The sequence below is a fragment of the Janthinobacterium sp. SUN137 genome, assembly GCF_030587265.1.
In the GTDB taxonomy this organism is placed as follows: Bacteria; Pseudomonadota; Gammaproteobacteria; order Burkholderiales; family Burkholderiaceae_D; genus Janthinobacterium; species Janthinobacterium kumbetense.
Genome location: NZ_JAPWHZ010000001.1, coordinates 1,160,759 through 1,175,964 on the forward strand (window position 1 = coordinate 1,160,759; position 15,206 = coordinate 1,175,964).

General features: G+C 65.0%; 10 protein-coding genes and 2 tRNA genes. 11 read left to right on the forward strand and 1 reads right to left on the reverse strand.

The window, feature by feature from the left end; genetic code table 11:
* The first annotated feature begins 9 nt into the window (after window positions 1-9).
* The 11 genes from mutL (at window position 10) to O3298_RS05330 (ending at window position 13,677) form a co-directional block, all read left to right on the forward strand.
* Window positions 10-1,917 (forward strand): DNA mismatch repair endonuclease MutL, encoded by a 1,908-nt coding sequence (gene mutL / locus O3298_RS05280; protein ID WP_305058694.1) that lies wholly within the window; start codon window positions 10-12, stop codon window positions 1,915-1,917.
* A 64-nt stretch (window positions 1,918-1,981) separates the two neighbouring features.
* The gene (gene miaA, locus O3298_RS05285; protein WP_289898879.1) at window positions 1,982-2,941 is read left to right on the forward strand and encodes a tRNA (adenosine(37)-N6)-dimethylallyltransferase MiaA; all 960 of its coding nucleotides are present in this window, start codon (window positions 1,982-1,984) and stop codon (window positions 2,939-2,941) included.
* Window positions 2,942-3,032: 91 nt separating this feature from the next.
* Window positions 3,033-3,109: transfer RNA gene (locus O3298_RS05290), tRNA-Met, on the forward strand.
* A 59-nt stretch (window positions 3,110-3,168) separates the two neighbouring features.
* A tRNA-Met gene (locus tag O3298_RS05295) sits at window positions 3,169-3,245 on the forward strand.
* Window positions 3,246-3,428: 183 nt separating this feature from the next.
* Window positions 3,429-3,956, forward strand: a complete 528-nt coding sequence (locus O3298_RS05300; RefSeq protein ID WP_251351776.1) for a sigma-70 family RNA polymerase sigma factor — start codon at window positions 3,429-3,431, stop codon at window positions 3,954-3,956.
* Window positions 3,953-4,957, forward strand: a complete 1,005-nt coding sequence (locus tag O3298_RS05305) for a FecR domain-containing protein (RefSeq protein WP_305058695.1) — start codon at window positions 3,953-3,955, stop codon at window positions 4,955-4,957. The genes O3298_RS05300 and O3298_RS05305 overlap by 4 nt, the downstream gene beginning before the upstream one ends.
* Window positions 4,958-5,035: 78 nt before the next feature.
* Window positions 5,036-7,516, forward strand: a complete 2,481-nt coding sequence (locus tag O3298_RS05310; RefSeq protein ID WP_305058696.1) for a TonB-dependent receptor — start codon at window positions 5,036-5,038, stop codon at window positions 7,514-7,516.
* 182 nt (window positions 7,517-7,698) lie between these two features.
* Entirely contained in the window at window positions 7,699-8,685 is a 987-nt protein-coding gene (locus O3298_RS05315; RefSeq protein ID WP_354004636.1) for a LacI family DNA-binding transcriptional regulator, read from the forward strand.
* 232 nt (window positions 8,686-8,917) lie between these two features.
* Window positions 8,918-10,318, forward strand: coding sequence for an alkaline phosphatase family protein (locus O3298_RS05320; protein ID WP_305058697.1), 1,401 nt, complete (start codon window positions 8,918-8,920; stop codon window positions 10,316-10,318).
* 79 nt (window positions 10,319-10,397) lie between these two features.
* Window positions 10,398-12,017, forward strand: a complete 1,620-nt coding sequence (locus O3298_RS05325; protein ID WP_305058698.1) for a histidine-type phosphatase — start codon at window positions 10,398-10,400, stop codon at window positions 12,015-12,017.
* A gap of 91 nt (window positions 12,018-12,108) precedes the next feature.
* Window positions 12,109-13,677: a histidine-type phosphatase gene (locus O3298_RS05330; RefSeq protein ID WP_305058699.1), complete on the forward strand. Its 1,569-nt coding sequence runs from the start codon at window positions 12,109-12,111 to the stop codon at window positions 13,675-13,677.
* A 22-nt stretch (window positions 13,678-13,699) separates the two neighbouring features.
* Here O3298_RS05330 and O3298_RS05335 read toward each other — a convergent pair whose 3' ends face one another.
* Entirely contained in the window at window positions 13,700-15,199 is a 1,500-nt protein-coding gene (locus O3298_RS05335) for a CoA-acylating methylmalonate-semialdehyde dehydrogenase (protein WP_305058700.1), read from the reverse strand.
* Between the last annotated feature and the right edge of the window lie 7 nt (window positions 15,200-15,206).

The following is a 15,206-nucleotide window of genomic DNA, read 5'->3' on the forward strand; positions in this document are numbered from 1 at the left end:
AATCAGGGGATGAACGCTCCCATCACGCCCCACCGCCCGATCCAGGCCCTGCCTGACCAGTTGATTTCGCAAATCGCCGCCGGCGAGGTGGTCGAACGGCCATCCGCTGTCGTCAAGGAGTTGCTGGAAAACGCGCTCGACTCGGGCGCCACGCAGATCACGGTGCGGCTGGAAGAAGGGGGCGTGAAACGCATCGCGATTACCGATAACGGGCGCGGCATTGATAAAGATCAGCTGCCGCTGGCCTTGGCACGCCACGCCACGTCGAAGATCGCGTCCCTGCACGACCTGGAAAACGTGGGTACCCTGGGCTTTCGCGGCGAGGCGCTGGCCTCGATCGCCTCGGTGGCCGCCGTCACCGTGACGTCACGCACGGCCGACGCGGCCCACGCGTGGGAAATCGTCGGCTCGCACAATGGCAGCGTCTCGCCGTCGTCAGGCGCGCACGGCACCACGGTAGACGTGCAAGACCTGTATTTCAACACGCCCGCGCGGCGCAAATTCCTCAAATCGGAACAGACGGAGTATGGCCACTGCGCCGAAGTCGTGCGCCGCATCGCCCTGGCGCGGCCGGACGTATCGTTCTCGCTGTCGCACAATGGCCGCACCATCGACCAGTGGAATATCAGCGAACTGGCCAAGCGCAGCGCCCACATCCTGGGCAATGACTTCGCCGAAGCCCGCCTGGCGCTGGACGAATCGGCCGGCACCTTGCGCATTCACGGCTTTGCCGGCTTGCCGACGGCATCCAAGGCGCGCGCCGACGGCCAGTTCTTTTATGTCAACGGGCGCTTCGTGCGCGACAAGCTGCTGGTGCACGCCGTGCGCATGGCCTACCAGGACGTGCTGCATGGCGACCGTTTTCCCTCCTACGTGCTGGCGCTCGACCTCGACCCGGCGCTGGTCGACGTCAACGTGCACCCGTCGAAGATCGAAGTGCGTTTCCGCGACAGCCGCTCCGTGCACCAATTCGTTTTCCACGCCGTGCAGCGCGCGCTGGCGCAAACGTCGGCCACGGCCTTCGGCAGCGTGCCGGCGCCCCTGCCGGCCGCCTCCAGCCTCGGCGGTGATACCGCGGGCGCAGGTTTGGGTGGACCTGGCATCTGGCGCCGCGAACAGACGCAAACGTCGTTCGGCGCGCAATTTACGAATACCTTCGCGCCCGCCTCGCCCGGCGCGGCCCGCCCCTTTTTTGCCGACGCACCAGGCGTAGCCCAGGACACGGCGGCCTACGGCGCCCTGTTCGGCGGCGGCGCTGCCAGTTCTCCCATCACGCAGGCGGAGCCCTACATCGCCTCGCCCGAAGCGATGGCGCGCGAAGAATATCCGCTGGGTTTTGCCCTGGCCCAGCTGCACGGCATTTATATATTGGCGCAAAATACCAAGGGCCTGGTGCTGGTCGACATGCACGCCGCGCACGAGCGCATCCTCTATGAACAGCTGAAAAACGCGCTGCAGGCGCAAGTCTCGGGCCAGGACATGCAGGTGCAATCCTTGCTGATCCCCGTGACGTTTTATGCGGACGCCATCGAAGTGTCGACGGCGAATGAAAACCAGGACACCTTGAAGGCGCTGGGCTTCGACATCGCCGCCCTGTCGCCCACCACCCTGGCCGTGCGCTCCGTGCCGACGTTGCTGAAAAACGCCGATGCGCAAACGCTGGCGCGCGACGTGCTGCGCGACGTGCGCGAATACGGCGGCTCGCGCGTGCTGATCGAGCGCCAGAACGAATTGCTGGGCACCCTGGCCTGCCACACGGCCGTGCGCGCCAACCGGATTTTATCGGTACAGGAAATGAATGCCCTGCTGCGCCAGATGGAAAGCACGGAACGCGCAGACCAGTGCAACCATGGCCGGCCGACGTGGGTGCAGGTCGAGATCAACGCGCTCGATAAACTGTTCCTGCGCGGCCAATAATATTCTGGGGTCAGACCCTAGCCTTTGCCTTGGGGTTCCCATCGCAAGTACATCAAAAAGTATCATGAAAAACACCCCACACCTCCCCCTGGCCGTCGCCATCATGGGCCCCACGGCCAGCGGCAAGACGGCCAGTGCGCTGGCCATCGCGCAAGCCATCCCGTCCGAGATCATCTCCGTCGATTCCGCCCTCGTCTACCGGGGCATGGATATCGGCACGGCCAAGCCGTCGAAGGAAGAACTGGCCCAGGTACCGCATCATTTGATCGACATCATCGACCCGCTCGACGCGTACTCCGTGGCGCAGTTCCGCAACGATACCCTGCGCCTGGTGGCCGAGATCACGGCGCGCGGCAAGCTGCCGCTGCTCGTCGGCGGCACCATGTTGTACTTCAAGGGCCTGGCCGATGGCCTCGACGACTTGCCCGGCGCCGATCCTGCCTTGCGCGCCCAGCTGGAAGAGGACGCGGCCGCCATCGGCTGGCCCGCCATGCATGCGCGCCTGGCGCAGCAGGACCCCGTCACGGCCGCGCGCCTGGCGCCGCAGGACGCGCAGCGCATCGGCCGCGCGCTGGAAATCATCGCCCTGTCCGGCCAGCCCATGTCGGCCCTGCTGGACCGGCGCGAAAAAACCGTGCTGCCATTTCAATTGCAGTCGTTCGCGCTGGAACCGTCGGACCGCGCCGTGCTGCACGCGCGCATCGCCACGCGCTTCGACCTCATGCTGAAAAACGACGCCCTGCTCGATGAAGTGGAGCAGCTGCGCCGCCGCGGCGACCTGCATCCGGGCTTGCCCTCGATGCGCTGCGTGGGCTACCGCCAGGCCTGGGATTACCTGGACGGCCGCATCGACCGCGCCGCCTTGCGCGAGACGGGCATCATCGCCACGCGCCAGCTGGCCAAGCGTCAGCTGACGTGGCTGCGCTCCATGCCGGAACGCCTCGTCATCGATTGCCTGGGACCCGATCCGGCCGCGGCCATGCTGGCGCAAATCCAGCCCTTGCTGACGGCGTTACAAAAATAATCACGCCAGCGCCGGCGCGTGAAAAAAACGCACATTTTTTTGCGCCACCATTGACAAGAAAAAGGGAAGACTGGATAATGCTCGGCTGTTGGGTGATATAGCTCAGTTGGTTAGAGCACAGCATTCATAATGCTGGGGTCGGTGGTTCAAGTCCACCTATCACCACCAAAGAACATCGATCAGGTTTCCCCTGGTCAAAACGAGCATCCGGTTTGACCGGTCTGTTTGGTGATATAGCTCAGTTGGTTAGAGCACAGCATTCATAATGCTGGGGTCGGTGGTTCAAGTCCACCTATCACCACCAAGAATTTGTAGTATTGAAGAACCCGCCTCTGCCCCGTGCAGCGGCGGGTTTTTTCATTTCCGGCGCCGCCTCGCGTGCGGCCTGTACGCAACACCAGCCCCATCCACATGCAATCGGGGATTGTGGCAATCCGCCGCTGGCGCTTACAATGAGAATAATTCTCATTTATATTATTCATCGCCCATGTCCGCCATCCAGCCCAGCCTGCAGCAGCAAGTGCAGTCGCTCTACAGCGAGCATCACGGCTGGCTGGTCGGCTGGCTGCGCAAAAAACTCAGTTGCCCGCATGGCGCGGCCGACGTGGCGCAAGATACATTTGTGCGCATCATCGCCTCGCGCGACGCGCTGTTCGGCATGCGCGAGCCGCGCGCCTACCTGTCGACGACGGCAAAGCGCTTGCTGCTCGACCGCGCGCGCCGCCAGATACTCGAGCGCAGCTACCTGGCGGAACTGGCCCTGCTGGCCGACAGCCTGCCCGGCGCGCCCTCGCCGGATGAAGTCCTGATGGCCGTGCAGGCGCTCGAGCAGATCGCCACGGCGCTGGCCGGCTTGTCCGCCAAGGCGCGCGACGCCTTTTTGCTGCACTACCTGGAAGAACAGCCGCAGGCCGCCGTTGCCGCACAACTGAACGTCTCCACGCGCATGGTGCAAAAATACCTGGTGCAAGCCTTGTTGGCCTGCCGCCACGCCTGCCCGGCCCTGGCGGCATGAATAGCCCACGCACGGATATCGCCGCCGAACAGGCCGCACGGTGGATCGTGCGCCTGAGCGCCGACGACCCGGCCGAACGCGACACCGCGCAGGCCGGCTTCGCCGCATGGAAGGCCGCCGACCCGCTGCACGCGACGGCGGCCGCCGGCATGGAAAACCTGCTGCGTCAATTGAACGCCGTGCGCGAGCCGGCCGGCGGCGACCATCGCCCCGCGCGCGCCGCCCTGGCCGCCATCGCACCCAAGCCCCGCCAGCGTCTGCGCCAGCTGGCCGCGGCCAGCGCCGTGGCCGTGTTGACGCTGACCGGGGCGCTGGCCTTCAGCGAACGCCCCGCCTACCTGCTGGCCGACCTGCGCAGCCCCACGGGACAATGGTCCACGTACACCCTGGCCGATGGCAGCCGGATCACCCTGGCCGGCAACAGCGCCGTCAACGTGCACTTCAATGCGGGCGAACGGCATGTGGAACTGGTGCAGGGCGACATTCTCGTCGACGTGGCCAAGGATGCGCAGCGCCCCTTCATCGTCGACAGCCGACAGGCGGCGATCCGCGCCCTGGGCACGCGTTTCAGCGTGCGCAGGGAAGACGGCGCCACCATCTTGAGCATGCTGGAGTCCAAAGTGCTGGCGCAAGTGCCGCAACATCCGGCCGTCGTGGTGCAGGCGGGCCAACGCACGCGCATCACGGACGATGGAGTGGGGCCGATCACGGCCATCGATGCGGCCAGCGTGCAGGAAGCGTGGCGCGCGCACCAGTTGGTGGTCGACGACCTGCCGCTGGCCGAGGTGCTCGACGAGCTGGCGCGCCACCGTCCCGGCCAGCTGCATTACGACCGCGCGCAGATCGCCGACATCCGTGTGGCCGCCGTGCTGCCGCTGGACGACACGGACAAGGCGCTGCAGCTGTTGATCGACAATTTCCCGCAACTGCGCATCCGCATGCTGACGCGCTACCTGGTGATGGTCGATGTCCCCGCCAGCGGCCCCGCAAAAAATAAATAAGAAATTGTGCGTTCGCGGTTCCACTTTGCGCATCTCGTGCGTCAAGGCAGCTGAGATCATTCAAAAAAGGCTGTCCCCATGTACGCTCAAGTCGTTGCCGTTTCCTCCCCGAACACCCTGCGCACGCGTCTGCGCCCGCTCGCCCTGGCGGCCATGCTGCTGGCAAGCGCCGGCCTGCACGCCCAGGCAGTCGCCCAGACCGCCCCGGCTGTCGCCAGCTACGCCATCCCCGCCGGCCCGCTGGCCGGCGCCCTGAACCGCTATGCGCAGCAGGCGGGCGTGTCCATCGTCATCGATGCATCCCGGGTGCAGGGCTTGACCAGTGCAGGCTTGCAAGGCAGCTACGCCATCAATGACGGTTTCGCCGTGCTGCTGCGCGGCAGCGGCTACGCCATCGGCAAGACGCCGACCGGCTATGTGCTGGTGGCCGCGCCGGCGTCCCCGCCCACGGCGGCGATCAGCGCTGCTTCAGCGGCCGAACGCACCATGCCCTCGATTACCATCGTTGGCCAGGCCGAGCAAGGCGCCACCACGGAAGGCAGCGGCTCCTACACGGCGCGCAAGCTCACCATCGGCAAGGGCGAGCAATCGATGAAGGACATCCCCCAATCCGTGAGCGTGCTGACGCGCCAGCGCCTGGACGACCAGGGCATCACGGACTTGCGCGAAGCCGTCAACAACGTCACCGGCGTGGTAGGCGTGCATGGCGTGGGACCGGGCGTGGTGATCACGGCGCGCGGCTTCCAGATCGACCAATGGCAGTACGATGGCGTGCCCATCGACCGCAACACCTATGCGCTGGGCAACTGGGGCCAGGAAAACATGGTCATCTACGACCGCCTGGAAGTGCTGCGCGGCGCCTCGGGCATGCTGGTCGGCACGGGCAGTCCCGGCGGCTCCGTCAGCCTGGTGCGCAAGCGCCCGACCGCCGAGCGCAGTGTCAGCATGACGGCGCGCGCCGGCTCGTGGGACCATTACGGCGCCCAGCTCGACGTCAGCATGCCCCTGAATGCGGACGGCAGCCTGCGCGGACGCGCCATCGTCGATGAAGACGATACCCATTCCTTCGTCGACCAGGTATGGAGCCAGAACCGCACCCTGTACGCGGCGCTCGACTACGACCTGGGACCGGCCACCACCCTGGGCCTGGCCATCAGCAACGTCAACGACCACGGCCGTCCCACCTTTATCGGCCTGCCCCGCTACGCGGACGGCAGCGCGCTGAACCTGCCCCGCTCCACCTTCACGGGCGCCGACTGGAACCGCAGCGAGGCCAAACAAACCAACGTGTATCTCGATCTGGAACACCATTTCAACAGCCAGTGGAGCCTGAAGGCATCCGCCGTGAACATGAAGGAAAACACCGGCTCCGTGCACCAGCGCGTGGCCTTGCCCATCAATCCCGACGGCAGCGGCGCGAGCTATGCCGACTTTGGCATGGATTTCGACAACCGCAAGCGCGGCATCGATACCTACGTGCGCGGCAAATTCGACGGCCTGGGCATCGCGCAGGAAGTCCTCGTGGGCGCCAGCTATGTCACGATGGCGTCGGACGACGTCTACGCCCGCGTCTGGGAATCTGGTGCGGACGTCTTCAACATCAGGCACAACCGCCCATGGCAAGACCTCGACAGCATCGCCGCGCGCCCGAAGGGCGTGCGTCCCGTTAGCACCTATGAAATACGCCAGAAAGGCCTGTATGGCAGCTGGAACGGCCAGCTGACCAGCCAGCTGAAAGCCGTGCTGGGTGGACGCTTCAGCTGGTACGACTTCGTGTATGCGACGCCCAAAGGTCCTGAAGAACAGCTCAACGCCACCGCCAAGTTCACGCCATCGGCGGCACTGATCTACGCGCTCGATCAGCAATGGTCGGCCTACGCCAGCTATGCCGACATCTTCACGCCGCAAAGCGTCCGCGATGCGCAAGACAAGGTCCTCAAGCCCATCACGGGCAGCAACTACGAGGCGGGCATCAAGGGGGAGCTGATGGATGGCAAGCTCAACACCTCGCTGGCTGTGTTCCGCTACGACCACAAGAACCGTGCCGTCACCGACTATGCTGCGGGCATGGTGTGCCCCAACGGGTACTGCTCGCGCGCCTCGGGCAAGGTGCGCAGCCAGGGCCTGGAAGCGGAAGTGTCGGGCGAAGTGGCGCGCGGCTTGCAGCTGTCGGCCGGCTACGCCTATACGACGACGACCTATCTGAACGACCCGGACGAGCAGGGCAAGGTCTTTTCCACCTGGACGCCCAAGCACATGCTGCGCGTGTGGTCCAGCTACACGCTGCCCGGCGCCTGGGACAAATTCAGCGTGGGCGCCGGCGTCAACACGCAAAGCCATACGCTCGATACCAATAGCACCTTCAAGGTTGCCGGCGTATCGATCTGGAATGCACGCATGGCCTGGCAAGCCACGCCGCAAGTGGCCCTGTCGCTGAACGTCAACAACGTCTTCGACAAGCGCTACATCATCCCGGCCTACAACACCACCGGGTCGAATAACTACTATGGCGACCCGCGCAACGTGCAGTTCACCCTGAAGTACACGCCGAAGTGGTAAGACGATCGAGAGGCTGAGCACCGGCACGCTGGCCATGGCGCTGGACTGGCATTCAGTTTGCGCCGCGGCCGGGATTTTCGGCTAAGATGATGGCGCGGCATTGCGCCGCACCGCATCGTGCATCGGCCTCTCATTCATCTACACCGTCAATGGAACAAAAAGACAAGTCTTGGGTCACTTCGGTGGACGTCGCCAAACGGGCCGGCGTCTCCCGCTCCGCCGTCTCGCGCACGTTCACGCCCGGCGCCAGCGTGGCGCCCGAAACGCGGGCCCGCGTGATGGAAGCCGCACAATCGCTGGGCTACCAGGTCAACATCCTGGCGCGCAGCATGAACCAGGGACAAAGCAACCTGGTGGGCGTCGTCATCACGGGCTTCACGGACCCGTTCCGCGTGGCCCTGCTGGGCGAAGTCACGCGCAGCCTGAGCGAACATGCGCTGGTGCCGCTGCTGATGAATGCGGAAGACCCCGAGCGCCTCAGCGAATTGCTGCGCATCCTCCTCAGCTACAAGATTTCCGGCGTCATCATGACGTCCGGCTCGCCGCCGTCCGCCGTCGCCACGGAATACCTGCAGCGGCAAGTGCCGGTGGCCATGATCAACCGCGCGCGCGACCTGAAAGGCGTGGACGTGGTCAACAGTGACAACCGCCACGGCGGCGAACTGGCGGCCAGCACCCTGCTCGACAGCGGCGCCAAACGGCTGGCCTTCATCAACACGCGCGCCAGCAGTTTCAGCGGCATCGCGCGCGGCCAGGCCTTCCTCGACCACCTGGCGCCGGCCGTGGCGAAGAAGCGCTGCACGGCCGGCGAATACCTGGCCGACGCCATCGGCTACCAGGCGGGCCAGGAAGCGGCCGACGCCCTGCTCGCCTCGGGCAAGCTGCCTGACGGCGTCTTTTGCGCCACCGACCTGATCGCCTGCGGCTTCATCGACGCGGCGCGCAGCAAGTATGGCATCGACGTGCCCGCACAACTGCAGGTGATCGGCTTCGACGACATTCCCATGGCCGCGCTGGACGCCTACCAGCTGACCACCATCCGCCAGGACGCGGGCGAACTGGCGCGCCGCGCCGTCAAGAGCCTGGTCGAGCGCATGGAAAAATTTGCCATGCCGGGCCGATTGAAGGAAGTGCCCGTCACCCTGGTGCGGCGCGGCACGACGCGCTAAGCCATTCAATGCGGCAGATGGCGCAACGCCGTCTACCCGCCCGCCACGGCCCGCCGTTCCCCGTTTTCCACACTTTTTCGTCCCCCGCCTGTACTTGTTGACATCAAAAAAAATCCGGGTTACTGTTTGCACACGCGTGCTGCACACGTGTGCAATTTCTTCAAACAGGCCAGTTCTGGCCATACCACTAAAAAAGCGCCCCATCCACGGAGGCGCCATCAAGGAGACTGTTATGTTGAACCACGTTCTAAGAATCGCCCTGTTCGGCGCCGGGGCCATCGGTCTGGCGGCCTGCACCACCCCAGTCGGCACGCAGCACAATATGGCCGCCGCAGTCGCCGCCGATCCGAAGCTGGCGAAGATCGGCCAGATCGTCGTCGTGTACATGGAAAACCGCAGCTTCGACCACCTGTTCGGCACCTTCCCCGGTGCCGACGGCATCGCCAATGGCCACGCGCCCGACACCACCACGCAGACCGCCCCCGATGGCAAGCCCTATGCCATGCTGCCCGCCGTGGCACTCGACAAGGGCGGCCTGGACCAGCGCTTCAAGGCCGACATCGCCAACGCGCCCTTCCGCATGGAGCCGAGCGTCTCGCTGGGCGACAAGACGGCCAGTCCCGTCCACGCGTTCTGGACGCACAAGCGCCAGATCAACGACGGCAAGAATGACCGCTTCGTCGTCGAGGGCAATACGGGTGCCCTGCCCATGGGCTATTTCGACGGCAGCAAGCTCAAACTGTGGGCGCTGGCGCAACGCTACACCTTGGCCGACCGCTTCTTCCAGTCCGCCTACGGCGGCTCCTTCCTCAACCACATGTGGCTGACCTGCGCCTGCACGCCCGTGTTCCCGAATGCGCCCAAGTCCATCGTCGCCCAGGATGAGCGCGGCACGGGCCACAAGAAGGGCGAGGAAGCGGAAGTGACGCAGGACGGCTACGCCGTCAACACCATGCAGGGCCCGCTGCTGTTCGATCCGACAAAAAAACAGACGTTCCTGCCGCCGCAAACCATGCCCACCATCGGCGACCGCCTGACGGACAAGGGCATCTCCTGGGTCTATTATGCGGACGGCTACGACATCGCCGTCGCCTCGACCAAATCGGGCAAGAAGGCCGACGATTTCTCATATCACCACCAGCCGTTCACCTACTTCAAGCGCTTCATCGACAGCCCGCAGCAGCGCGCCACGCACCTGAAGGACCGCTCCGACATGCTCGCCGACGTCCAGGCAGGCAAGCTGCCGCCCGTCTCGTTCTACAAGCCCATGGGCAAGAAGAACATGCATCCGGGGATGGATAAATCGAGCGTGGCGGCCGGCGACGACGAAGGCGTGGCCATCATCAGCGCCATCATGGAAGGCCCGCAATGGAAGGACACCGTCATCATCGTCACCACCGATGAAAACGGCGGTTTCTGGGACCACGTGGCGCCACCGAAAGGCGACCGATTCGGCCCGGCCACGCGCATCCCCGCACTGGTCATCTCGCCCTTCAGCGAAGGCGGGCATATCGACCATACCGAGTATGAAACCGTGTCGATCCTGAAGTTCATCGAGGAACGCCATGGCCTGGCGCCCTTGAGCGAGCGCGATGCGCGCGCCAACAGCCTGGCCAAAGCCCTCAAGCTGTAATACCCATTCCCCTGCCTGTCTGTCCTGGGTGCGCCATCTGCACGGCGCGCCTGGGCTAACCACACCTGAAGGAAACACCATGCTGCGCGCACGCCATCTCCCCCTGTCCCTCCTGATGCTTTCCCTGGCCGCCTGTGGCGGCGGCGACGATACACCGCCCGTCCCCGTCACGCCCCCGGTAACGCCGCCCGTGACGCCGGCCGCCCCCGCCACCTACTACCAGACCAAGACGCCCTACACGCCGCAGCAGGATGCGGCCACGTATGAAGCGGCACCTGCCGGCTACGCGCCCGTGTTCACCGAACTGGTGGCCCGCCACGGTTCGCGCGGCCTGTCGAGCATGAAGTATGACGCCGCCTTCTACAACGTCTGGCAACGGGCTGCAGCCGACGATGCGCTCACGCCGCTGGGGCAAAAGCTGGGCGCCGACATCCTGAAACTGATGAAGGCCAACGCGCTGCTCGGCTACGGCGTGGACGGCATCACGGCGCCAGGCTACGGCAACCTGTCGCAGACGGGCATCAATGAACACAAGCAGCTGGCCGTGCGCATGCTGGCGCGCCTGCCTGCCCTGTTCACGCAACTGGGTAGCAATGCCGCCAGCGCACCGCGCCAGATCGTCACCGTCAGTTCCGGCGTGGACCGCGCCAAGGACAGCGCCGCGTACTTTGCGCAGTCGCTGGCCGCCACGGCACCAAACGTCGCGCCGCTGATTACCCTGCCGCCCGCCCCGACCGGCTACCCGGCCGGCAAGCCCGTGGCGCAGCCCGATGGCACCAACCGCTTCCTGCTGTATGCGCACAAGCTGGTGCCGAAGACGGACCTCGTCACCGATACCCTCGACAGCCATTACCAGACTTACCAGGATAGCCAGGCCTACCAGGCCTACCTGGAAAGTCCCGGTTTCCTGGCCAAATACACGGCCATCGACACGGATGCCACGGCGCGTACCCTGGGCCGCGAAGTACTGGAACGCTTGTTCACCAAGACCTTCGTCGACAAGATCGACAACGGCACTTACCGCTTCGCCAACACGGGTACCTACAGTTTTACCAGCGACGACGGCAAGTTCACCAACACCGTCACGGGCGACGGCGGCACCACCATCAAGGGCCTGGCCGATGCCGCCTCGGTGCTGTACAACCTGTACGCCATCATGGCCGGCATGACGAACGAAGTGAAAGCCGACTTCGTGCAATACATGCCGTCGGACGCGGCCAAGTACCAGGCCTTCGTGCAGGATTACCAGGATTTTTACAACAAGGGCCCCGGCACCACGGAAAGCGCCGGCATCACCTGGAACTACGTGCGCGCGCTGCGCGACGACTTCTTCACGGAAGTGGACGCCATCGCGCGCGGCGACCTGTCCCACGGCGCCAAGCTGCGCTTCACGCATGCGGAAGCCATCATTCCGCTGGCGACGGCCATGGGCCTGAAGAGCGTCGTCGGCGCGCTGCCTGCGGCGCAGACCTACAGCTATGACAACAGCACCTGGCGCGGCCTGTACGTGGCGCCGATGGCGGCCAACATGCAGTGGGATGTGTACCGCGACGCCGGCGGCAATGTGCTCGTGAAAATGCTGTACAACGAAAAGGAAACGGACTTCCAGGCCGCCTGCGATGGCGCCCGCTTTGCCGCCGGCAGCCATTTCTATGTGTATGCGAAGCTGAAGACCTGCTACGGCCACGTGGCGCAGTAAGTACGAATGCAGGCGGGCAGCCGTGCCCGCCTGTTGGACGTTTGCTGCTAGGCTTGCACGTAAGAACCAATCACGTCACTTACGGATCGCCATGCCCCCACCGCTCCCCATGTCCAGCATGCTGCTGGCCCTCACCATCTGCGCCGCTCCCGCCCAGGCCGCGGAAGGCCATTACCAGACCAAGACGCCGTATGCGCCGCAGCAGGACCCGGCCACCTATGCCGCGCCACCCGCCGGTTTCCAGCCCATCTTCACGCAGTTGGTGGCGCGCCACGGCGCGCGCGGATTAACCGGCATGAAAAGCGACGCAGCCCTGTATGCGATGTGGCGGCAGGCTGCCGCGCAGGATGCGCTCACACCTTTGGGGCGCGAACTGGGTCCCGACATCCTGGCCCTGATGCAGGCGAACGCCTTGCTCGGTTACGGCGTGGCCGGCATCGAGCGGCCCGGCTACGGCAATCTGTCGCGGACTGGCATCGAGGAACACCGGCAACTGGCCGTGCGCATGCTGGCGCGCCTGCCCACCCTGTTCGCGCAAGTGGGGCAAGACGCCGCGACGGCGCCGCGCCAGCTCGTTACCATCCATTCCGGCGTGGACCGCGCGCGCGACAGTGCGCGCTTTTTTACGCAGTCGCTGCTGGAGCACGCGCCCGCGCTGGCGCCCTTGCTATACCTGCCGCCCGCGCCGGCGCCGTATCCGCAGGGACGCAAGGCAGTGGCGCAGTCCGATGGCGTGAACCGCTTCCTGCTGTATGCGCACAAGCTGGCGCCGCAGACGGATTTTGTCGCCGATCGCGCCAACCCGCATTACGCCACCTATGCCGCCAGCCAGGCCTACCAGTACTATGAAAGAACCAAGCAGCTGCACGCCCTGATGGACGCCCCGGCCAGAAAACCGGAAGCGGCCGCGCATGCGCGCCACGTGCTCGAACGGCTGTTTGCGCCCGCCTTCCTCGACCAGCTTGAGCGCGGCGCCGCCAGTTTTGCGGATACGGGCAGCTACACTTTCACCAGCGCGGACGGCCAGCTCACGCGCACCATGACGGGCAGCGGCAAGACCGTCATCCGCAGCCTGAATGCAGCCGCGACGAAACTGTATGAGCTGTACGCGATCGCCGCCGGCATGCGCCATGAAGTGCCGGCCGATTTCAGCCGCTACATGCCCGCCGAGGATGCGCGCTACTACGCTTATATCGCCGACCACGAGGATTTTTACCAGAAAGGGCCGGCCACCACGGAAAGCAGCGGCGTGACCTGGCGCTTCGCGCTGGCCTTGCGCGACGATTTTTTCAGGGAAGTCGATGCGCTGGCCAGGGGAGATTTGCACCACGCGGCCAAGCTGCGTTTCACGCACGCCGAGATGATCATTCCGCTCGCTTCGGCCATGGGCTTGCAGCAGGCGCTGGCGCCGCTGCCGGCATCGACGCCCTACAGCTATGCCAACAATCCATGGCGCGGCCAGAACGTCTCGCCGCTGGCGGCCAACATGCAGTGGGATGTGTACCGCAACGACACAGGCCAGCTGATCGTGCGCCTGCTGTACAACGAAAAGGAAACCGACTTCCAGGCCGCCTGCGACGGCGCCCGCATCGCGCCCGGCAGCGTCTTCTACGACTATGCGAAACTGAAAACCTGCTACGGCCACGTGGCGGCGCGCTGACGCTGCGCGCCGCCATCGCACCTTACTTCAAGGTCGGCATGGCAAATTCCGCCCCCGCCGCCGTCGAGGCCGGCCAGCGCTGGGTGATGGCCTTCTGTTTCGTGTAGAAACGCACCGATTCCGGGCCATGCGCGTGGTGGTCGCCGAACAGGCTGCGCTTCCAGCCGCCGAAGCTGTGGAAGGCCATCGGCACGGGGATCGGGACATTCACGCCCACCATGCCGACTTGTACCCGGTGCGTGTATTCGCGCGCCGTGTTGCCGTCGCGCGTATAAATAGCCGTGCCGTTGCCATACTCGTGCGCATTGACCAGGTCCAGCGCGGTAGCGAAATCGGGCACGCGCACGATGCAGAGGACGGGGCCGAAGATTTCCTCTTTATAGATCGTCATCTCCGGCGTGACATGGTCGAACAGGCTGCCGCCAAGGAAAAAGCCCTTTTCGTGGCCGGGCAAGACGAAACCGCGCCCGTCACTGACCAGCTTGGCGCCTTCCTTGACGCCCGTGGCGATGTAGCCGGCAATTTTGTCCTTGTGCACTTGCGTCACTACGGGGCCCATTTCCGCTGTTAAATCCATGCCTTGCGTGATTTTCAGGGCGGCGATGCGGGGCACCAGCGCCTCGACCAATTGATCCGCCACATTGCCGACCGCCACGACGACGGAAATGGCCATGCAGCGCTCGCCCGCCGAACCGAACGCCGCGCCCATCAGGGCGTCGACCGTCTGGGGAATGTCCGCGTCCGGCATGACGACCATGTGGTTTTTCGCGCCGCCCAAGGCTTGCACGCGCTTGCCCTGGGCGCAGCCGGTGGCATAGATATACTCGGCGATCGGCGTGGAACCGACGAAACTGACGGCGCGCACGTCCGGGTGGTGCAGCAAGCCGTCCACGGCTTCTTTATCTCCCTGCACCACGTTGAAGACGCCGTCCGGCAAACCGGCGTCCGTCAACAGCTGCGCCAGCAGCAGGCTGGCCGACGGGTCGCGCTCGGACGGTTTCAAGACGAAGGTATTGCCGCAGGCGATCGCCATCGGAAACATCCACATCGGCACCATCACGGGGAAATTGAACGGCGTGATGCCGACGCAGACGCCCAATGCCTGGCGGATCGACCAGGCGTCGATGCCGCCGGCCACCTGCTCCGAATATTCGCCCTTCATCAGCTGCGGAATGCCGCAGGCAAATTCCACCACTTCGATGCCGCGCGTCACTTCCCCTTTGGCATCCGTGAACACCTTGCCGTGCTCGGCCGTGATCAGGGCCGCCAATTGATCCGCATGTTCTTCCAGCAACTCCTTGAACTTGAACATGACTCTAGCGCGGCGCAGGGGCGAGGTTTGCGACCAGGCAGGAAAGGCCGCGTGGGCGGCGGCCACGGCCGCGTTCAGCTCGGCGGCAGTGGCCAGGGCCACCTTGGCGGTCACCGCGCCCGTGGCGGGGTTAAAAACGTCGCTGGTGCGCTCGGAGCGCGACGCCATGGGGTTGCCACCAATAAAGTGGCCGATCATCGGGGTAGTCATTGTCTTG

What these genes read in the sequence shown, in the direction of transcription:
- mutL (WP_305058694.1), top strand. Translation starts at nt 10, where the DNA reads ATGAACGCTCCCATCACGCCCCACCGCCCGATCCAGGCCCTGCCTGAC.
- miaA (WP_289898879.1), top strand. Translation starts at nt 1,982, where the DNA reads ATGAAAAACACCCCACACCTCCCCCTGGCCGTCGCCATCATGGGCCCC.
- O3298_RS05300 (WP_251351776.1), top strand. Translation starts at nt 3,429, where the DNA reads ATGTCCGCCATCCAGCCCAGCCTGCAGCAGCAAGTGCAGTCGCTCTAC.
- O3298_RS05305 (WP_305058695.1), top strand. Translation starts at nt 3,953, where the DNA reads ATGAATAGCCCACGCACGGATATCGCCGCCGAACAGGCCGCACGGTGG.
- O3298_RS05310 (WP_305058696.1), top strand. Translation starts at nt 5,036, where the DNA reads ATGTACGCTCAAGTCGTTGCCGTTTCCTCCCCGAACACCCTGCGCACG.
- O3298_RS05320 (WP_305058697.1), top strand. Translation starts at nt 8,918, where the DNA reads ATGTTGAACCACGTTCTAAGAATCGCCCTGTTCGGCGCCGGGGCCATC.
- O3298_RS05325 (WP_305058698.1), top strand. Translation starts at nt 10,398, where the DNA reads ATGCTGCGCGCACGCCATCTCCCCCTGTCCCTCCTGATGCTTTCCCTG.
- O3298_RS05330 (WP_305058699.1), top strand. Translation starts at nt 12,109, where the DNA reads ATGCCCCCACCGCTCCCCATGTCCAGCATGCTGCTGGCCCTCACCATC.
- O3298_RS05335 (WP_305058700.1), bottom strand. Translation starts at nt 15,199, where the DNA reads ATGACTACCCCGATGATCGGCCACTTTATTGGTGGCAACCCCATGGCG.